The sequence below is a fragment of the Sphaerisporangium sp. NPDC049002 genome, assembly GCF_040649355.1.
Classification (GTDB): domain Bacteria; phylum Actinomycetota; class Actinomycetes; order Streptosporangiales; family Streptosporangiaceae; genus Sphaerisporangium.
This window is the reverse complement of record NZ_JBEZFH010000013.1, coordinates 1-19435: the sequence shown is the minus strand read 5'-3', so window position 1 is coordinate 19435 and position 19435 is coordinate 1. Positions and strand designations below refer to the sequence as shown.

Here is a 19435-nt window from a genome sequence, read left to right as displayed (position 1 = left end):
CCTCATGTGGGCACAGCACTGGAAATTCGAAAGCCCCCGAGCGACATCCATCCAGGGCCGCTGTGCGCTTCGCTTCAGATCCACCTTCGCCTCCCCCGCACGGTAGAGAGCTGGTTGAGAAATGAAGAGCAACGCTACGGCAGGTCCCGGAACACTGGCCCGGGAACGTGAAGCCGCGGAGCCCCCGCGAACGTTGAAACGCGTACCCGACACCAGCCTGCGGGACCAGGTCGGCGGCGTCTTCTCCATGCGGAACGACCAGGTGGCCTTCCTGTCACGGATGATCGACACGCACGGCGACATCGTACGGATCCGGGTTCTCGGCATCAAGATGATCATGCTCAACAATCCGGACTTCTTCGAGCGTGTCCTGGTCAGGAACCACGACAACTACGACAAGAACACCTTCCTGTTCCGCGCGGTGGAGCCGATCCTGCGCGGGGGGCTCATCGGCAACGTGGGCGGGGAGCCGTGGCGGCGGCAGCGCCGCATCATGCAACCCTCGTTCCACCGCCCGAAGGTCGCCGGGTTCGCCGAGAACATGACGGACGAGACGTCACGCATGCTTCGGCGCTGGGACACCGAGTACCGGTCCGGGGACGTGGTCAACGTCAGCACCGAGCTCGGGCAGCTCGCCATGAGGATCGTCTTCCGGTCGCTGTTCGGCGCGGACGTCGGATCGCGGGGAGACGCGATCGAGGAGATGTTCCTGGAGGCCAACCAGATCGTCGGCAGCTTCTTCCGATTCCCCTTCCCCCCGCTGAGCTGGCCGACCAAGCCCCATCGCCGCCTCAACTGGATCATCAGGACGATGGACGGCTTCGTCTCCGACGTCATCGAGAAGCGCGTCACCAGCGACGATGAGCACCACGACCTGCTCGCGGCGCTGATGAACGCCGTGGACGAGGAGACCGGCACGGGGATGACCCCGTTGCAGCTCCACCGCGAGGTCCTGAACATCATCATCGGCGGGTACGAGACGACGAGCAACTCGGTCGCGTGGCTCGTCTACCTCGTGGGCCAGCACCCCGAGGTGCAGGAACGACTGCACGCCGAGGTCGACAGCGTGCTCGGCGGGCGGGTCCCGACCTTCGACGACGTGCCCAGGCTCCAGTACACCAGGATGATCGTCGACGAGACCCTGCGGCTGTACACCCCGGCCTGGCAGACCATGCGGCGGGCGAACGAAGAAGACGAGATGGGCGGCTACCGCATCCCGGCGAAGTCCGACATCTACCTCAACATGTTCACCCTTCACCGGCACCAGGACTTCTGGCCGTCTCCCCACACGTTCGATCCGGAACGCTTCTCCCCCGACCAGATCGCCCAGCGCCCCCGTCACGCCTACATCCCCTTCGCCAGCGGCCCCCGCAACTGCATCGGCAAGCATTTCGCGCTGACCGAGCTCACACTGATCCTCGCCATGATCGCGCAGGCGTACCGGGTGGAGATCCCCGAGGACCGCCGGTCGGTGGAGATCGAGCCGCTGATCACGATGCACCCCAAGGGCGGCATACACACCCGGATGGAACGGCGATGACCGCGCCGCAGGAAGCGCGGCTCCGTCCGGTCGCCTGGAACGACCTCCTGACGGCGGACGCCGGCGTGGACCGCTGTCTCGACGTGATCCTGCCCTCGGCCCTCGACGTCTTCCCGCCCCTGCTGGACGAGCACGTGGACGCCGCGCGCCGGCATCTCGCGCGGTGGGTCGACGAGTACGGGCTGGTGCGCAAGGAGGCCGCCCGGCGGCGTTTCGCGCACGCGGACTTCGCCTGGTTCGCCGCGGTGACCTACCCGAGCGCGGACGAGCGGGGCCTGTGCCTGATCGCCGACTGGTTCGCGTGGCTGTTCCTGCTCGACGACCAGTTCGACGACGGCGCGGTGGGGCGTGACCCTGATCGCGTCAGGGAACTGATGGGTGAGATGGCGGCGGTCCTCGTCCACGACGACGGCGGCCCGCGCACCTACCCGCGACCCGCGATCGTTGAGGCACTGGCCGATCTGTGGCGGAGGACGACACCGCGTACCACACCCGCGTGGCGTCACCGCTTCGTGGACCACATCGCCGAGGGCGGGCTGGCGGCGTTCTGGGAGGCGGAGAACCGCGTTCGCGGCGTGGTGCCTGACGAGGCCACGTACATCGAGAAGCGCAGGCACACCGGGGCCATCTACGTCTGCATGGACCTGATCGAGGCGGTCGAACGGACCGAGGTCCCGGCGCGCGTCTACGCCGACGCGAGGTACCAGGACGCCCTCCGGTCGGCGTGCGACGTGGTCTGCTGGATCAACGACCTGTACTCCCTGGAGAAGGAGCTGTCGCTCGGCGAGTACCACAACCTGGTGGCGGTGGTCGAGCACGGCCGCGGCTTCTCCCGCGAGCAGTCGGTCCGCCACGTCGTGGCCGCGATCACCGCGGAGATCGATCTGTACCTCGAACGGGAGAGCCGGGTCCTCTCCGCGTTCCCCGGGCACGTCGCCGACGTGGTGAGGAACTTCGCCGGGATGCGCTCGTGGATGCGCGGGAACCTCGACTGGTCGGCCCGGACCAAGCGTTACCGCCTGGAGGGCCTGAGCGCGGCGAGCGGGCCGAGCGACTACCTCGACGCCGTCGCGGAGGCGTGAGGTGACCACCGCCTCCCTTCCATCCGACCACGCGAACCGCCCACCACCCGAAGCCATCGAACGCAGGAAGGCGGCAACGAGCGTGACGAGCACTCACACACCGGTTCTGACGCCGGAAAGCCCGGTGCCGCCCTTTCCCTTCGGGATCGCGCATGCCCGGATGCTGCTTCCGCCGGTCCTGACCCACTGGGTCGACCTGCTCGAACCCGCCCTCCGGGACATCTGCGGATACCAGATCGGGCTGCGCGACGAGCAAGGACGCCCGACCGGCTCGGCGCACGGCAAGCTGGTGCGCCCGGCGTTCACGCTGCTGTGCGCGCGGGCCGCGGGCGGCCGCCTCCAGGACGCGGTCGCGGGAGCCGCCGCCGTCGAGCTGGTGCACAACGCCTCCCTCATCCACGACGACATCATGGACGGCGACCACGAGCGACGGCACCTGCCGACCGTGTGGGCGCGTTTCGGCGTACCCATGGCCATCCTCGCCGGTGACGCCCTGTTCAGCCTCGCCTTCGAGGCGCTGGCCTCCCCGGAACGACCGGAGTCGCGGGCGGCGAGCCACCACCTGGCCCGTACGCTGCGCGACCTGATGGCCGGTCAGAGCCACGACCTGGGTTTCGAGCGACGGCAGAAGCCCTCGATCGCCGCGTGCCTGGACATGATCGAGGGCAAGACGGGGGCGCTTCTCGGCTGCGCGTGCCGGCTCGGAGCGCTGTCGGCGTCGGCGCCCCCCGCCTGGGAGGACGGTTTCGAGCGGTTCGGCACCCACCTCGGAGTGGCGTTCCAGCTCGTGGACGACCTGCTCGGCATCTGGGGCGACCCGCAGGTGACCGGCAAGCCGGTCGGCTCGGACCTTCAGGCGCGCAAGAAGAGCGCCCCCATCGTGGCCGCGCTCACCGGCGACTCCGGCGCCTCGCGCCGGCTGGCCGAGCTGTACGGGAGCCCGGAGCCGTTCCACACCGACGAACTGGTGCTCGCCGCCGAGCTGATCGACCAGGCGGGGGGACGGGCGTGGGCCCGTACCGAGGCGAGGCGGCGGATCGACGCGGCCTGGGCTTGCGTCGACGACATCGACATGCCCGGCGACGCGCGGCTGGACCTGGAAGAGCTCACGGCTCTCCTCGTCGACCGCGACTGGTGAGGCGCCGGCGCCGGCTCATCGAGGGGGCCCGGCGACCGGCTCACCACGGGCGCGACGGACGGCGTTCGACCTCCGTCGCGCCGGGATCGACCGACCATACGCGACCGCTCAACGAGCGCGAAGCGCACGACCCCAGGAGCAGAGCAATGACCGACAACCGACCCGCGAACGATCCGGCCGACGTCATCGAGAAGTGGTTCGAGTACTTCAACACCTACGACTGCGCGCGCTGGGTCGAGTGCTATGCCGAGGACGCCGTCCTGGAGGACATCGCGCTCCAGCGGACCTTCAAGGGACGCGAGGAACTGGTGGAGTTCATGCGGGTATGGGTTGACGCGTGCCCCGACACCCGCATCGAGAAGGGAGACGTCATCCTGGCCGGTGACCGGGCGGCCGTGCCGTGGAACGGCCTGGGAACGCTGCTGGGGCACTTCCCGCACCTGCCGGAGACCGCCGTCAGGGGCAGCCGCATCAACAACCGGGGGCTGAGCCTCATGGAGTTCGCCGAGAACGGCCTCATCAAGCGGCAGACGGACTACTACGACGTCCTCGCCGTCCTGCGCCAGATCGGCGTCGTGCAGTGATGGCGCCGGAGGAGGTGGGCCGGTTCTTCGACGAGAAGGGCGACGTGCTCGGCGAGTTGCTGGGCGGCAACATCCACTTCGGGTACTGGCTCGGTCCCGACGACACCAGCACGTTCGCCGAGGCCGGGGAGCGCCTCACCGATCACATGATCGAGATCCTCGCTCCCAAGCCCGGCGAGCGGGTGCTGGACCTCGGGTGCGGCAGAGGCAGGCCCGCGATCCGGCTCGCCCAGGCCGCGGACGTGCGGATCGTCGGCATCTCGGTCAGCAAGCGGGACGTCGAGGTCTCCAACGCGCTCGCCCAGGCGGAGGGCGTCGCGGACCGGGTCGCCTTCCAGCACGGCGACGCCATGGACCTGCCGTTCGAACCCGGGTCCTTCGACGCGGTGTGGGCGCTGGAGTCCCTGCTGCACATGCCCGACCGGCTCCACGTGCTGAAGAACATCGCCGCCGTCCTCAAACCGGGGGGCAGGCTGGTGCTCTGCGACGTGTCCGGGGCGACACCCGCCACCGAAGAGGGTCGCGAGGCCCTCGCCGCGATCCTGCGGGACTGGGCGGTCGAGTCGCTGATCGGCGCCGACGACTACGCCGCGCTGGTCGCGGACGCGGGGCTGACCCTGACAGAGATCATCGACGTCAGCGAGCGCACGCGGTACTCGCCCGGCAAGGTCGTTGAGCTGTTCCAGAAGATGGTCGAGGCGCAGGGCATCCCGGTGGATTCCGTGGAGTTGCCCATGGACCTGTGGGAGAAGTCGTTCGCCGCGTTCGAGCACATGGGATACCTGCTGCTGGCGGCCGAACGCCCCGCCGACCAACCCTGACGCCGCCGGCGGCCGGACGTCCCGCCGGCCGGCCCTGACGGTGCCGGCGGCCTGCGTCCGGCCGGCCAGAACCGAAACGTCCGGCCGGAACGGACCTGACGACGTCTCGCCGCGCCCGTGGTTCAGAAGAACGGCGCGAAGGCGTGGCCGCGTTGGAGGCGCAGGCGGTTGAGTTGTTGCTGGACGAGCTCACGGACCTGGTCGGTGAGGTTGAAGACCAGCATCGGATCGTCGGCCTCCTCCGGGTCGTACTCGTCGGTGCGCACCGGCTCGCCGAACTGGATCATCCACTTGGACGGCAACGGGAGCAGGCCGAGCGGCCCGAGCCACGGGAACAGCGGCGTGATCGGGATGTACGGCAGGCCGAGCAGCCGGGCGAGCGACCGGAGGTCGCCGATCTTCGGATAGATCTCCTCCGCGCCCACGATCGAGCACGGGATGATCGGCACCTGGGCGCGGATCGCCGAGGCCACGAAGCCGCCCCGGCCGAATCGTTGCAGCTTGTAACGCTCGGAGAAGGGCTTGCCCACGCCCTTGAAGCCTTCGGGGAACACTCCCACCAGCTCGCCCTTGCGCATCAGCCGGTCGGCGTCCTCGGGGCAGGCCAGCGTGTGGCCCGACTTGCGGGACAGGTGGCCGAGGATGGGAAGCTGGTAGACCAGGTCGGCGCCGAGCAGCCGGAGCGGGCGGCGCGCCGGATGCTCGTCGTGCAGGGCCACCTGGAGCATGAGCGCGTCGACCGGCACGGTCCCCGAGTGGTTGGCGACGACGAGCGCCCCTGTCTCCTGCGGCACGTTCTCAAGGCCGATGGCCTGCACGCGAAACCAGTGCCGGTAGAGCGGGCGGATCAGCTCAAGGAGCACCTTGTCGTTGAGCTCGGGATCGAAGCCGAACTCGTCGACCTCGTACTCCCCGGCGAAGCGGCGCCGCAGGAAGGCCAGGAACTCCGCGACGCGGTCCTCGACGGCTTCGGACCTGCCGTTGCCGGAGCGCCGCCGCGCGGCCGTGATGGGAATGACCTGAGCGTCCCGGGACTCCCCATCGCGGAAGTCGAGCGGTTGCTTCACCGTTTCACACCTCCACCCATGACTGTCGTGACCCAGTCGATCACAGCGAGTGGGAAACCACCAAACAGGCCACGCGAATGGAGAAAATCATCGAACGCCGACGCGGTGGTGAACTTGGGCCGCCAGTCGAGCTCGACCGCGAGCCTGCCGGGATCGACGGCACGCCCGTAGCTCATGAGGGCGAGCTGCTCGGGGGAGAAGTCGACCCGCCCGATGCCGCGGGCGAGGTCGCCGATGACGCGGAAGGCGGTGGCCGGCACCGGCACCGTCGGCCGGCCGCTCCTGCGGACGCACTGCGACAGCAGCATGACGCCGTCGCCGACCACGTTGAACGTGCCGGGGTGGTCCTCCACGGCCATGCGGCGCAGCACCTCCACCCCGTCGTCCTCGTGGACGAACTGCAGCCGGGGGTCGAAGCCCAGCACGGTAGGCAGGACGGGCTGGATGAAGTAGCGCGTCAACGGTGAGTCGACGCCCGGCCCCATGAAGTTCGCGAAGCGAAGGGTGGAGACCGTCACGTCGGGCCGCCGCCGGGCGAAGCCGCGGACGTACGCCTCGACCTCGGTGGCGTCTTTGGCGTAGCCGGAGCTCGCCACCTCGATCGGCTCGGCCTCCTCGGTGAAGACCGCCGGATCGTGCGAGGAGGAGCCGTACACCGCGGTCGTGGATCGGACCACCACCCTGCGCACGGTCGCCGACCGCTGGCAGGCCGCCAGGAGCTGCATGGCGCCGATGACGTTGTGCTCTTTCATGGACAACCGGCCGGCGCTCTTAGAGGGAGCGCTGACCAGGCTCATGTGCACAACGGTGTCGATGTCGGCCGCCGCGATGACCTGTGCGATGTCCGGGCTGCGCAGATCAACCCGGACGAACTCCGTGCGGCCCAGCGCGACGCCGCCGCCGCCTCGCGCGAGCGAGGGCGGCGGCACGGTGTCCACTCCGATGACCCGGTCGATGTCCGGGTCCGCTGCGAGAACGCTCGCCACTCGTGCGCCGATGTGCCGGGAGACCCCGGTGACAAGCACGGTGTGAGTCATCGGTGCCTCGCAGAATCACGTTTGTGGGTCGCGCTTGCTCGGGTGCTTACCGGGCTCGTGATCCCTCACACCCGGCCCGCCGCTCTGCGTCGTCGGTCCGCGCTCTACTTCTTGTTACGCCGCTGGATGCGGGTCTTCTTCAGAAGCTTGCGGTGCTTCTTCTTGGCCATGCGCTTACGACGCTTTTTGATCACAGAGCCCACGGGACCCCCAGGTGAAGGTAGGTTTTTGTCAAATCGGTGCGTGCCCTCCAGCGAGTCGCACGCCGCTCTTGGCCTCTGGACACGCCGTTGTCACGGCATACCCGGAAACCCAGATCGGCGCCTCGCAAGAAGCACACCGATTCAACAGCCTACCGGCGATTCACGGTCGATCGCTCCCCGGGGGGAACCCGCGTAGTCCGCCGAGGGGTCGCGCCCCACGACCGGCCAGACGTGGGCGGTCCCCCACCCACCCCGTTCCGGTCTGTTTCGCACCCCTGGCGAACCATGCGCTCATAGTCCAGCGGTCTCAGACCAGGTGACCGGTGATGTCGCTACTGGTCCATTCAACCCGCTTCGATGAACGCATCCCTCAGGTAGTCGTGCACCGCTTGCTCAGGCACCCTGAAGGATCGCCCGACCCGGATGGCCGGTAACTCACCCGAGTGCACGAGCCGGTACACCGTCATCTTGGACACCCGCATGACAGTGGCAACCTCTGCCACCGTCAGGAACTTCACCTCGCTGAGAGGTCTTTCGCCTGCACCCATCGGACGCCTCTTCCGCACGTGTTTCCGGGTTATCCCCACTGGTGCCATTGCTCACGCACGTGTACTGCTGTCAGCGTAGAACGCGTCTCCGATCGCGCAAACCCCCTATTCCACCAGTCTGAGGAGACGCCTGCCACCAGAACGGAGAAAATCGCTGGCCAGCAGCCAAGCCGAGCCCTGATCTCGATCTTGTGGACCGTCTAACTGTGTCCCATTAGAGTCGCTCGGGATCATAAAAAAGTTGGCAAACGGTCGACGCCCGGCTCCGAATGCGCGCGCGAAACGACCTTTAGGACAGGGCCGGATTCGGTGGAGGCCGCCTCACAGGCCACTCTGGACCCGTGAGACCAGATAGCGCGTCATCGGATTGTAATGGCGCGGTAGCACGTTGTCATCGAGTGGCACGGTAACGGCGATCTTCCCCTCGGCCTCCCCGACGAACAGCCCGGGGTCGTTGCTGTCGGCGAATCCGACGGTCTCGACCCCGGCCTCGCCCGCCGCGCCGGCCCAGCCGTGGTCGGCGATCACCAGATCGGGCTTCCCGTCCCCGAGCTCCCCGAGCATCGCCTGCATCGGGGCGGGGTCGTGGGTGTGGACCAAGGCGCCTCCGTCGTCGAGCATCGCCACGTCGTCCAGGTAGCGGATCCTGCGCTTGCGGCCGAGGCCTCCGCTCGCGAAGGACCGCTGCTCCCCGGGGGTGAGGATCGTGGCGCCGTGCTCCCTGGCGAGCCGCGCCAGCGCCAGATGCGTCGTGAGAAGCCCTGTGGGGTGGCCTGTGGCGATCAGGACCCTGGGGTTGTCTCGCTTGAGCACGGCGGCGACGCGATCGCCCATCGCGTCCAGGGCGTCGATCGTGCGATCGGGGTCGATCGTGTCCTGACCGTGGCGGTACTCGGGGTCGGCCACGACCCCGGCGGACTTCGCCATCAGCGCGAGGATGTCGCGGTAGGTCCAGTCCCCGTCCATGGTGAGGCCGAACATGTAGTGGGGATCCCGTACGGCGAGCGAGCGGTAGTGATCTAGGTTGTTCTCCCGGCTGGTGGCCACCTCACCGGCGATCTTCGTCCGGATCAGGTGGTCTCTCAGCTCTTCCCGCGAGAGAGCAGTCGCGGTCTCCATCGTTCACTCCGTCCACTTGGCAGGTTGGTGCGACCTTTGTGCAACCATCACGGCACAAACGCACCGGCGGCCACCATGCCTGGTGGGGTCAGGGCTGGGGGTCCAGCCCATGGAAAGGGAAGATCGCCTTTCGCGTTGCCATGATTGCTCGGTCGATTGCGTCCCCAGGGTCGTAACCACCAGAGAAATCCTGAAATTCCGCGCTACGGCCGTCCGTCATACTCAGCGGCGGGACCTCGCCCGTACGCGCCCTGACGAACTCGCGCCAGCTCTCCGGCGTCGGCGTGCCCGGCTCGATCGGGTCGCCCGCGGCCTCGGCGATCAGATGGCTCCACGCGCGCGGCACCACCTGGACCAGCTCGTAGCCGCCACCGCCCGTCGCCAGCCACCTTCCGCCCGCCGTCTCGTGCGCCAGCGCGTGCAGCGCGGCGTACGCCTGGCGCTGGCCGTCGAGGCTCAGCATCAGGTGAGCCAGCGGATCGAGCGCGTGGCTGTCGCAGCCGTGCTGGGTGACCAGCACCTCGGGGTCGAAGTCCCGGAGCAGCGGCGGGACCACCGCGTGGAACGCCCTGAGCCACCCGGCGTCCCCGCAGCCGGCCGGGAGCGCCACGTTGACGGCCGTCCCCTCAGCGCCGGTCTCGGTGGGGAAGCCGGTGCCGGGGAACAGCGTGCGCGGGCTCTCGTGCAGGCTGATCGTGAGCACCCTCGGATCGTCGTAGAACATCGCCTGGACGCCGTCCCCGTGGTGGACGTCGACGTCGACGTACGCGATGCGCCGCGCGCCCTGCGAGAGCATCCAGGCGATGCCCAGCGCCGGATCGTTGTACACGCAGAAGCCGCTGGCCGACGCCGGCATGGCGTGGTGCAGTCCTCCGGCGATGTTCAGCGCGTGCTCGGCCTCACCCGTCCACACCGCGCGCGCGGCGGCGAGCGTCGCCCCCGCGACCAGGGCCGACGCCTCGTGGACGCCGGCGAAGGCCGGGTTGTCGGCCGTGCCCAGCCCGCACGCGAGGTCGGGCCTGCCGTCGGCGGACACGCGCCTCACAGCGTCGATGTAGCCGCGCTCGTGCACCAGGGCCAGCTCGTCGCCGGTCGCCGGGGCGCACCCCACCAGCTCCACCTTGTCGAGCACGCCGAGCTCGCGGGCGAGCGCCATGGTCAGCTCGACCCTGACGGGCGCCAGAGGATGGCCGGGCCCGAAGTCGTACGAGACCAGCTCGTCGTCCCAGACAACCCGCACGGACCGGCTCACGTCATCACCTCGCCCACGACGGATCGGCTCCGGCGACACGTGAAGGCTCGGCCAGGCCGGGGGCGCGGGATCGAAAGCTCACCGCGCACGCTCATGAAACCGACCGTACCGCACGCCTTGTGATCACCCGCAGACGGCCGTCACCCGTACGAGACCGGCCAGGCGTTCACTCGGCGCGCAGGGCGATCACGGGGTCGAGCCGGGCGGCCCTGCGCGCCGGGGCGACGCCGAAGAAGACGCCCACCGCCACCGAGACGCCGAAGGCCAGGACGATCGACCACCAGGTGATCGCGGCCGGCACCGGCGAGACCGCCTGGATCAGCAGGGAGCCGCCCACCCCGATCAGGATGCCGATCACCCCGCCGATCGTCGTGAGCAGCACGGCCTCGATGAGGAACTGCCCGAGGACGTCCCGCTGCCGGGCTCCGAGCGCCTTGCGCAGACCGATCTCGCGTGTACGCTCGCGCACGCTGACGAGCATGATGTTGGAGACGCCCACGCCGCCCACCAGCAGGGAGATGCCCGCGATGGCGGCCAGGACGCCCGTGAGCATGCCCAGCACGCTTCCGATGGTCCCAAGGAGCTGGGTCTGCGTCACCGCGCTGAACCGCTCGCCGGGGTAGCGCCCGCCGAGCGCCTGGACGACCCGCTCCCGAAGCGGCTCGATCTCGTCGGGTCCCGAGGCCCCGACGGCGATGCCGTTGATCCGTGACAGCCCGATCAGGCGCTGCGCGGTCGTGACGGGGACGTGGACCTCCTGGTCCCTGGCCACGCCGAACGTCGCGCCCACCGGCTCGTACAGGCCGATGACCCGGAACCGCACGCCCGAGATCGTGACCTGGCGGCCGACCGGATCGACGTCCCCGAAGAGCTTGGCCCCTACCTCGGAGCCGAGGACCGCGACCCGCCGCCGGGTGTCCACGTCGGTGGCGCTGAGGTACCGGCCCCGGCGCAGCGGCCGGTCGAAGATGTTCGGCAGGTTCTCGTCGGTGCCGGTGATGGTGGCGAAGACCTCGGTGCGCCCCACCCGTACGGACTCACCCGAGTTGACGGCCACCGTCACCTTCGCCGGATCGCCGACGACACGGCGGACGAACGCGACGTCCGCGAGGTCGAGCCGGCTCTGCGTGGGCGCGGCCCCGAGGCCCACCTGCCCGGGAACGACCAGGATGATGTTGCTCCCCAGCCCCGCGATCTCCCTCTCGATCGCCTCCTTGGCGCCGGTCCCGATCGCGACCAGGATCACCACGGCCAGCACGCCGACCACGACGCCGAACATCGTCAGCGCGCTGCGCAACCGGTTGACCCGCAGCGCCTCCAGCGCCATGCGCGACGCCTCGGCGGTCCTCACAGCGCGTCCCCTCCCTGGATCGCGGTGTCGAGTTCGATGAGGCCGTCGCGGACGTGGATCCGCCGCCGGGCGAGATCGGCGACCTCGCGCTCGTGGGTGACCAGGACGACGGCCACGCCGCGCGCCGCGTTGAGGTCGGCCAGGATGCCCATCACCTCCTGGCCGTTGCGCGAGTCCAGGTTGCCGGTCGGCTCGTCGGCCAGCACCACCTTGGGATCGCCGACCAGCGCGCGGGCGATCGCCACCCGCTGCTGCTCGCCTCCGGACATCTGGGACGGCCGGTGGTCGAGCCGGTGCGCGAGGCCCACCGCGGAGAGCGCCCGCCTGGCCCGTTCCCGCCGCTCGGCCTTGCCCACCCCCCTGTAGACCAGGGGCAGCGCCACGTTGTCCAGCGCCGAGGTGCGGCCGAGCAGGTGGAAGGACTGGAACACGAACCCGACCGCCTGGTTGCGCAGCTCGGCGAGACCGGTGTCGTCGAGTGTTGCCACGTCGATGCCGTTGACCCGCAGCGTGCCGGAGGTGGGCCGGTCGAGGCAGCCCAGCAGATGCATGAGGGTCGACTTGCCTGAACCGGAGGGGCCGATGATGGCGACGAACTCGCCCCGCTCGATGCGGAGGCTCACCCCGCGCAGCGCGTCGACCGACACCCCCTCCAGCTTGTAGGACCGGGCGAGGTCGACAGCCTCGAAGGCGGGAGCGCCCTCCAGGTCGTTCACGTGAGCTTCTGACCCGGCCGTACGGTGTCGGCGCCCCTGACGACGACCCGCTCGCCGGACGAGAGACCCCGCGCCACCTCGACCACGGCCTCGCCCTGAGCGCCGAGCTTGACCACCCGGCGCTCCGCCGAGCCGTCGGCGCGGACGACCCACACCACGGTCTCCCTGCCGCTGGTGACGATGCTCGACGCGGGCACGGCCACGGCGTCCGGCGACTCGCGCACGGTCAGCCGGACGACCGCGCTCATGCCGGGCTTCGGTACGGGCGCGTCTCCCCCGTCGTCGTACGCGCCCCGGCCGAGCGTGAGGCGTACGGGATAGCTCACCCCTCCTGTGGTGCCCTCCTTCGGGGTGATTCCGACCCCGGTGACCTTCGCCCGGTAGGTGGCCCCCGAGACCGCGTCCAGCTCGACCTCTGCCCTGGTGCCGGGAGCGACCATGAGCACGTCGGTCTCGTCCACGTCGGCCGAGAGTGTCAGCTTGGACACGTCCGTCACGGTCACGATGGCGTCGCCCGCCGCGACCGGCACGCCCGTGGCGACCGTGCCGCCGGACGTGGAGGCTCCCGCGCCGCCGGACGGCCCCGCGGCCGTACCCGCCTGGGCGGCGAGCCCCGCGGGGAGCTGGCCGAGCAGGGAGCCGAGGCCCGGGGAGCCGCCGCCTGAGGGCCCGCCCAGGGTGACCACGCCGTCGAAGGGCGCCTTGATCACCAGGCCCTTCACGTTCGCCTCGGCGATCTTCACCGCCGCCTTCGCCTGCGACGTGGAGGCGGCCTGGAGGGAGGACATGGACGAGGCCAGCCCGCCCAGCCCTGCCCCGATCTGGCCGCTGACCTGCGAAAGCGCCTGGTTGACCGAACGCGTCAGGCTCTGGGTGAGCTGGTTCAGCGCGGCGCGCTGGGCCCGGTGCCGCGTCTCCGCGCCGTCGATGGCGGCGAGCAGTTTCGTCCTCACCTGGCGGTCCTTGATCTTCCTCGCCGCCGCACGCGCCCTGGTGAAGCCCCGCGCGACCTCGCGATCGAGGGACGAGGTGGCGTTCAGGCCGGCGAACCGGATGGCCGGCACCGCGACCCCGCCGCCGAACCGAACGGGCCTGGACGCCTGCCGCTCCGCCTGACGCGCCTGTTTCAGCTGGTCCTCGGCCTGCGGGGAGCTGATCCTCGCGAGGATCTCGCCCTTGTCGACCGTCTCGCCCTCGCGGACGTACAGCTTGGTGAGCGTGCCCGCGGCCGAGGACCGCAGCGTGGCGGTGGCGCGGGCGCCGACGGTCGCCGGGGCCTCGACCACCTCGCTGACCGGGGCGCGCCTGGCCTCACCGATCTGCACCTTGGGCGTCTCGTCCTGCGAACACGACGAGAGCAGCAGCGTGAGACCGAGGAGAAGCGGGGGGATACCGCGACGAATCGTCACTCGGCCATCGTAGGAGCGGAATTCCCGCCCCGCTGGGGTCCCGGACAACCCGGACGCGCATCCCTTAACCGGCAGCCGCACGCCGAGTCCGTACCTGGGCACGCACGCGGAGTCCGTACCCGGGCACCGCACGCGGAGTCCGTACGGGCGGGTGCGGAGCGCGGGGGCTACGACGGGCCGGGGACGCGGCGCAGGCGGCGGATCGCGGGGACCGAGAGCATGACGACGCACCCGGTGACGGCCACCACCGAGGAGACCGCCAGCACCTCCCTCGCCCCGAGCAGCGACGCGACCGGACCGGCGAGGGACTGGCCGACCGGCAGGGCCATGACAGAACCGGCGACCTCGTAGGCGTGGACACGGTTCAGCACCTCGGGGGCCACCTGCGTCTGCACGCTGGTCATCCACATGACGCCCCAGAACGCGGACCCCGTACCCGCGGCGAGATGGCAGGCCGCCATCAGCGCGAGCGGCAGGCCGAGCGTGATCGACAACGGCTGGAGCGCGAAGAGGAACATGGCCATGGCCCCGGCGGCGAGCGGGCGGGGAGGTTTGACCCTCATGGCGACCACGCCGCCGAGGATCGTCCCCGCCCCGAAAGCCGAGGTGACGAACCCGTATCCGGTGGCGTGGTACGAGGCGTTGATCAGGGTGGAGCCGAGAGGGAGCACGGGACCGAAGGCCGCGACGCCCATGACCGCCCAGATGACGATCACGCCCCACATCCAGGTGCGGGAGCTGAACTCATGCCACCCCACCCTGAGGTTCGACCAGATCGACCCCTCCTCGGCCGCGCGCGTGACGGCCGTCAGACGCAGGAGCGCGAGGCAGAGCGCGCTGACGCCGTAGCCGAACGCGTCGATCAGGAACACCAGCCCCACGTCGGCGAACGCCACCAGGAGCCCCGCGACCGAGGGGCCGAGCAGGAACATCGCGTTCTCGGACGTGCGCTGGGTCGCCACGGCCCGCTGCACGTCCCTGGCCATCTGGGGGACGAGGCTCGCCAGGCCGGGCTGGAACATGGCCGCGGCCGTCCCGTTGACGGCCGAGATGACCATGAGCTGCCAGAGTGCGGGCGTGCCCGTGAGGAACAGGGCCGCCGTGACCGACTGTGAGACCAGTCGGGCGAGATCGGCGCCGACCATCATGCGGCGCGGCGTGAACCGGTCGGCGAACACCCCGCCGAAGAGCACGAGGAGCGCCATCGGCACCGTCGAGGAGGCGAGGGTGAAGCCGACGCCGCTGGCTCCGTACCCGGCCTGGATGACACCGAGCGCCATCGCGACCGGCACCATGGCCGTGCCGAGCGTGGAGACGGACCTGGCGGTGAAGAAGAGCCGGAACTCCCGGGTCCAGACCGCAGGCCCTTCCAGCCCCTCCGTGTCCTGCCTCGCCGCCCCTGCGGTGCTCGCCACGATGCCCCCATGTCCGCCGTTCCCCGCCGGCCATGATGCACTCTAACTACAAAGTTTCCTAACGGTTTTGTCGGCTCCCTAGCACCCACCTGGGATGATTCCACCGTCACCCGGCGGCACGGCATCCTTGCCCCTCGTACATGGCCCTGAGGATGGGCCCGCGCTCGTCTTGGCGATATGTCCGAACTATGGTGTTCGCCGTACGAGTCACTTCTCGCGTCGGAGGCAGATCTCCTTGTCGGCAGTACCCGCGGATCAGCGATGGGCGCAGCTCAAGCAGCAGTTCGAGTCGATCGACAGCGATGGTGACGGCTTCATCACCCATGCGGAGTTCACCGAGCACTTCCCGCACCTCCCCGCCGAGGCGCTCGGAGCGCTGGACAGGGACGCCGACGCGGACGGCGACGGCCGCCTGTCGCTGGAGGAGTTCATCAGGCTGGCATCCGGCCACTGACCACTCCCGCGCGAGCCCCCCCGAAGCGGCCCGGTCCGTACGTACGGACCGGGCGGTGGCTTCGGGTCACGCCCGGGTCAGCCAGAGGCGAGCTGGCGGCTGCGGTCGCGCGCGGCCTCGATGGCGGCGAGGAACGCGGCCCGGACGCTGTGGCGCTCAAGCTCGGCGATCGCGGAGATCGTGGTGCCGCCGGGCGAGGTGACGGCCTCGCGAAGGATCACGGGATGCTCGCCGGAGTCGCGGAGCATGATCGCCGCGCCGACGATCGACTGGGTCACCATGTCGAGCGCCGCCGCCCGGGGCATGCCCAGCAGGATGCCCGCGTCGACCATGGCCTCGACCAGGTAGAAGAAGTAGGCCGGGCCGCTGCCGGACAGCGCGGTCGCGGCGTCCTGCTGGGACTCGGGGATGCGCAGCACCTTGCCCACCGGCCTCAGCAGGTCTTCGGTGTGCTTCAGGTGGATCTCGGAGGCATGGGCCCCTGCCGAGATCACGCTCATGGCCTCGTCGACCAGCACCGGCGTGTTGGACATGACCCGCACCACCGGCACCTCGTCGCCCAGCCGGGACTCGACGAAGGACGTCGTGATGCCGGCCGCCACCGAGATGACGAGCCTGCCGGCGGGCACGTGGGCGCCGATCTCACCGAGCAGCGCCGCCATGTCCTGCGGCTTGACGGCGAGGATCAGGGTGTCGGCCATCTTGGCGGCCTCGCTGTTGGACACGATCTGCACGCCGTAGCGCTCGCGGAGCGCCCGGGCCCGCTCCTCGCGCCGCGCCGTGGCCATGATCTCACCCGGATCGACGCCGGCGCGCAGCAGCCCGGACAGCAGGGCCTCGCCCATCTTGCCGGTTCCGAGAATCGCGATCATTTGAAGGCACCTCGCGTAGGAGTCGGGAATCGCTCGCAGCCTACCGACTCTCCGCTGGTACGGGCCTGCCACCGGCCCGCCTGTGGACAACGCCGTGTCAGCGCCTCACCAGCGAGCGCGCGAGCAGGGTGATGTTGGCCGGACGCTCGGCCAGGCGGCGCGTCAGATGGCTGTACCAGTCGACCCCGTACGGAATGCGCACGCGCACCTGGGAGCCCAGATCGGCGAGCCTCCGCTGCTCCGCCACGCGCACGCCGTACGACATCTGGTACTCGAAGCCGCCGGGCTCACGCTCGTTCAGGACGGCGAGCGCGGAGGCGACCTCGATGAGCCGCCGGTCGTGCGTGGCCACCATCGGGTGGCCCTGGCCGGACATGAGGACCTTGAGGCAGCGCACGTACGAGCGGTCGATGTCGGCGGGCCGGGCGTAGGCGACCGAGGCGGGCGCGTCCAAGGCGCGCCTGCTCAGCCGTACGCGGCCCGAGACCAGCGCCCGGCAGTGATCGTCGGCGAGGCGCAGGGACGACGGGATGACGACGCCGGTGGTGGGGTGGTCCTCCAGCAGGGCGGCGTGGACGCCCAGCGCGGACTCGATCACCGCGGCGTCCTCGATGTCGAGGGTCACCGTGGCGCCGGCCTCACGGGCCGCCTCGCAGACGCGCGCGGCGTTCTCCTTCGCGAGCTTCTCGTCGACGTGGAGCCCCACGGAGGTGAGCCGCAGCGACAGATCGGCTCCCTTCGCGATGCCGCGCCGGGCGAGGCCGTCAAGGAGGGCGAGGGACGCCTTGACCGCGCGGGCGGCCTCGTCGGGATGCCGGGTCTCCTCGCCGAGGTGGTCGAAAGTCACCAGCAGGCCGTCGGCGACGAGACCCGCGGCCACCGAGGCGGCGTCCTCCGCGGTGTTCCCCGCCACGTAGCGGCCCATCAGCCTGCGGGTCACCCCCGCGGTCCTGACGACGCTCTCGACACGGTCACTGCTCGACGCGGCCTGCAGAACCTCACGCAACACCATTGGCACCCTTCCGGCACGGCGGTCGTTGGGGAGAGACCTCCCCACCCTACGGCGGTTCAGGCGTCGATCATCGAATCAGGACCTCATGTTGCGGTTTGACAACCAAGTGAAGACGCGTGTCGTCTTACTAATTCCTTATCCGCATGATCTACCCGATGGTGCCCATAAGTCGGTTCCAACGATGGATCCGCGGGCGTCGAAGGGGTGATCGTGAAGAAGATCCTCATTGCGCTTGCCACGGCCGGCCTGAGTCTGAGCGGAGCGTTGGTCGCGGCACCCGCGACGGCCGGCACTCGGCAGGCCCCCGACCACACGCCACCCGCTCCGCAGTGGGCGCAGTGCGCCGGCATGGCGGAGGGCATCGAGTGCGCGGCGATCTCGGTCCCGCTCGACTACGACCGCCCCTGGGGCAGGAAGATCAAGATCGCCGTCTCACGCAAGAAGGCGACCGACACGGCCCACTACCAGGGCGCGATCCTTTTCAACCCCGGCGGCCCCGGCGGCAGCGGCCTCTCCTACCCGGCCGTGATGCAGAACCGGCTCGGCGCCCCGCTGGCCGCGCAGTACGACCTGATCGGCTTCGACCCCCGCGGCGTCGGCTCCAGCGAGCCCGCCCTCCGCTGTGACACCCACTTCTTCGACCCGGTGCGCCCGGACTACGTCCCGGCCAACTGGGCCGAGGAGGCGGCCTGGGTGAAGAAGATGCAGGCCTACTCCAAGGCCTGTGACACCGCCTACGGCGATCTGCTCAAGAACATGACCACGGTCGACGCCGCCAAGGACATGGACCAGATCCGCAAGGCGCTCGGCCAGCGGCAGATCAGCTACGTCGGTTACTCCTACGGCACCTACCTCGGCGCCACGTACGCCACCCTGTTCCCCGACAACGTGCGCCGCCTGGTCCTGGACAGCATCATCAACCCCGAGCGTGTCTGGTACGGCACCAACCTCGACCAGAACCAGGCGTTCGAGGCCCGCGCCAAGGCCTTCTTCGCCTGGATCGCCCAGTACGACGCGAACTACCACCTCGGCACGGCCGCGGCCGACGTCGAGAAGGCGTTCTACGCTGCCCGCGCCAAGCTGAAGGCCGCTCCCGCCGAGGGCAGGGTCGGCCCGTCCGAGTTCGACGACACCTACCTGGCGGGCGGCTACCTCAAGAGCCGCTGGCCGCTCCTCGCCAACGCGCTGTCGAGGTTCGTCACCGCCGGCGAGACCGCTCCGATCGCGCAGGCGTACGCCACCTACGGCGACAGCAGCGGCGACGACAACGCCTTCGCCGTCTACTCCGCCGTGGAGTGCACTGACGCCCGCTGGCCCCGCGACTGGAGCACCTGGCACCGTGACTGGTGGGAGTCCTACCGCACCGCTCCCTTCCTGAGCTGGGGCAACGCCTGGTTCAACGCCCAGTGCCAGTCCTGGCCGGTCCGCGGGCACGACCTGCGCGTCAACGGCAAGTGGATCAAGAACGCCCTGTTCTTCCAGGACACCAAGGACGCGGCGACGCCGTACCAGGGCGGTGTCGAGATGCACAAGCGCTTCCCGGCCTCGCGCCTGGTGGTCATGGACGGCGGCGGCAACCACGGCCTCACCGGCCGGGGCAACGCCTGCATCGACACGATCTGGAAGGCGTACCTGACCGACGGCACGCTGCCCGCGAGCCTGCCCGGCCCGGACGTCCACTGCGCGCCGTTCGCCGACCCGGTCCCGCCCGCGGCGAGCCTGCGTTCCACGCCCACGGCCGACGACGACTGGGTGCCCGGCTCCGCCCCTGCGGAGCCTGCTGCAGGGACCGTTATCAGACGTGGAGGACCACCC

Annotated in this window: 19 protein-coding genes; 7 read left to right on the top strand and 12 right to left on the bottom strand. The window is 70.0% G+C overall.

Annotated features, from left to right (window positions below; all coding sequences use genetic code 11):
• The first annotated feature begins 193 nt into the window (after positions 1 to 193).
• The 5 genes from AB0B89_RS05105 (at position 194) to AB0B89_RS05085 (ending at position 5165) form a co-directional block, all read left to right on the top strand.
• Positions 194 to 1540: a cytochrome P450 gene (locus AB0B89_RS05105; protein WP_358548333.1), complete on the top strand. Its 1347-nt coding sequence runs from the start codon at positions 194 to 196 to the stop codon at positions 1538 to 1540.
• Complete coding sequence (locus tag AB0B89_RS05100) at positions 1537 to 2622, top strand: hypothetical protein (RefSeq protein WP_358548330.1); 1086 nt, start codon at positions 1537 to 1539, stop codon at positions 2620 to 2622. Before AB0B89_RS05105 ends, AB0B89_RS05100 begins: the two co-directional genes overlap by 4 nt.
• 160 nt (positions 2623 to 2782) lie before the next feature.
• Complete coding sequence (locus AB0B89_RS05095) at positions 2783 to 3760, top strand: polyprenyl synthetase family protein (RefSeq protein ID WP_358548328.1); 978 nt, start codon at positions 2783 to 2785, stop codon at positions 3758 to 3760.
• 146 nt (positions 3761 to 3906) lie between these two features.
• Positions 3907 to 4344: a nuclear transport factor 2 family protein gene (locus tag AB0B89_RS05090; RefSeq protein WP_358548326.1), complete on the top strand. Its 438-nt coding sequence runs from the start codon at positions 3907 to 3909 to the stop codon at positions 4342 to 4344.
• Positions 4344 to 5165 carry a methyltransferase domain-containing protein gene (locus AB0B89_RS05085; RefSeq protein ID WP_358548324.1) on the top strand — a complete coding sequence of 274 codons (822 nt, stop codon included), beginning with the start codon at positions 4344 to 4346 and terminating at the stop codon, positions 5163 to 5165. Before AB0B89_RS05090 ends, AB0B89_RS05085 begins: the two co-directional genes overlap by 1 nt.
• 122 nt (positions 5166 to 5287) lie before the next feature.
• Here AB0B89_RS05085 and AB0B89_RS05080 read toward each other — a convergent pair whose 3' ends face one another.
• The 10 genes from AB0B89_RS05080 to AB0B89_RS05035 all read right to left on the bottom strand — a co-directional run bounded on the left by AB0B89_RS05080 (position 5288) and on the right by AB0B89_RS05035 (position 15282).
• A complete protein-coding gene (locus AB0B89_RS05080; RefSeq protein WP_358548322.1) occupies positions 5288 to 6232 on the bottom strand; it encodes a lysophospholipid acyltransferase family protein in 945 nt (314 codons plus the stop codon).
• Complete coding sequence (locus tag AB0B89_RS05075) at positions 6229 to 7269, bottom strand: NAD-dependent epimerase/dehydratase family protein (protein ID WP_358548320.1); 1041 nt, start codon at positions 7267 to 7269, stop codon at positions 6229 to 6231. Before AB0B89_RS05075 ends, AB0B89_RS05080 begins: the two co-directional genes overlap by 4 nt.
• A gap of 104 nt (positions 7270 to 7373) precedes the next feature.
• A complete protein-coding gene (locus AB0B89_RS05070) occupies positions 7374 to 7472 on the bottom strand; it encodes an AURKAIP1/COX24 domain-containing protein (RefSeq protein ID WP_018654693.1) in 99 nt (32 codons plus the stop codon).
• Positions 7473 to 7816: 344 nt separating this feature from the next.
• Entirely contained in the window at positions 7817 to 8020 is a 204-nt protein-coding gene (locus tag AB0B89_RS05065) for a helix-turn-helix domain-containing protein (protein ID WP_030456159.1), read from the bottom strand.
• Between the two features lie 321 nt (positions 8021 to 8341).
• On the bottom strand, positions 8342 to 9139 hold the full coding sequence (locus AB0B89_RS05060) for a phosphatase (RefSeq protein WP_358548316.1): 798 nt from the start codon (positions 9137 to 9139) through the stop codon (positions 8342 to 8344).
• Positions 9140 to 9227: 88 nt separating this feature from the next.
• A complete protein-coding gene (locus tag AB0B89_RS05055) occupies positions 9228 to 10391 on the bottom strand; it encodes an acetoin utilization protein AcuC (RefSeq protein WP_358548313.1) in 1164 nt (387 codons plus the stop codon).
• 166 nt (positions 10392 to 10557) lie between these two features.
• Complete coding sequence (locus AB0B89_RS05050) at positions 10558 to 11742, bottom strand: ABC transporter permease (RefSeq protein ID WP_358548310.1); 1185 nt, start codon at positions 11740 to 11742, stop codon at positions 10558 to 10560.
• The gene (locus tag AB0B89_RS05045; RefSeq protein WP_358548307.1) at positions 11739 to 12458 is read right to left on the bottom strand and encodes an ABC transporter ATP-binding protein; all 720 of its coding nucleotides are present in this window, start codon (positions 12456 to 12458) and stop codon (positions 11739 to 11741) included. The genes AB0B89_RS05050 and AB0B89_RS05045 overlap by 4 nt, the downstream gene beginning before the upstream one ends.
• Positions 12455 to 13867: an HlyD family efflux transporter periplasmic adaptor subunit gene (locus AB0B89_RS05040; RefSeq protein ID WP_358548304.1), complete on the bottom strand. Its 1413-nt coding sequence runs from the start codon at positions 13865 to 13867 to the stop codon at positions 12455 to 12457. The genes AB0B89_RS05045 and AB0B89_RS05040 overlap by 4 nt, the downstream gene beginning before the upstream one ends.
• Positions 13868 to 14034: 167 nt before the next feature.
• A complete protein-coding gene (locus AB0B89_RS05035; RefSeq protein WP_358548301.1) occupies positions 14035 to 15282 on the bottom strand; it encodes an MFS transporter in 1248 nt (415 codons plus the stop codon).
• Between the two features lie 235 nt (positions 15283 to 15517).
• On the opposite strand from AB0B89_RS05035, the gene AB0B89_RS05030 reads away from it, so the two are divergent.
• Positions 15518 to 15736 (top strand): EF-hand domain-containing protein, encoded by a 219-nt coding sequence (locus tag AB0B89_RS05030; RefSeq protein ID WP_358548298.1) that lies wholly within the window; start codon positions 15518 to 15520, stop codon positions 15734 to 15736.
• A 77-nt stretch (positions 15737 to 15813) separates the two neighbouring features.
• Here the strand turns inward: AB0B89_RS05030 and proC are convergent, their stop codons facing one another.
• Positions 15814 to 16608: a pyrroline-5-carboxylate reductase gene (gene proC, locus AB0B89_RS05025; RefSeq protein ID WP_358548295.1), complete on the bottom strand. Its 795-nt coding sequence runs from the start codon at positions 16606 to 16608 to the stop codon at positions 15814 to 15816.
• A gap of 97 nt (positions 16609 to 16705) precedes the next feature.
• Positions 16706 to 17620, bottom strand: a complete 915-nt coding sequence (locus AB0B89_RS05020) for a proline dehydrogenase family protein (protein WP_358548293.1) — start codon at positions 17618 to 17620, stop codon at positions 16706 to 16708.
• A gap of 210 nt (positions 17621 to 17830) precedes the next feature.
• On the opposite strand from AB0B89_RS05020, the gene AB0B89_RS05015 reads away from it, so the two are divergent.
• A partial coding sequence (locus tag AB0B89_RS05015; protein ID WP_358548290.1) for an alpha/beta hydrolase occupies positions 17831 to 19435 on the top strand: 1605 nt, incomplete at its 3' end.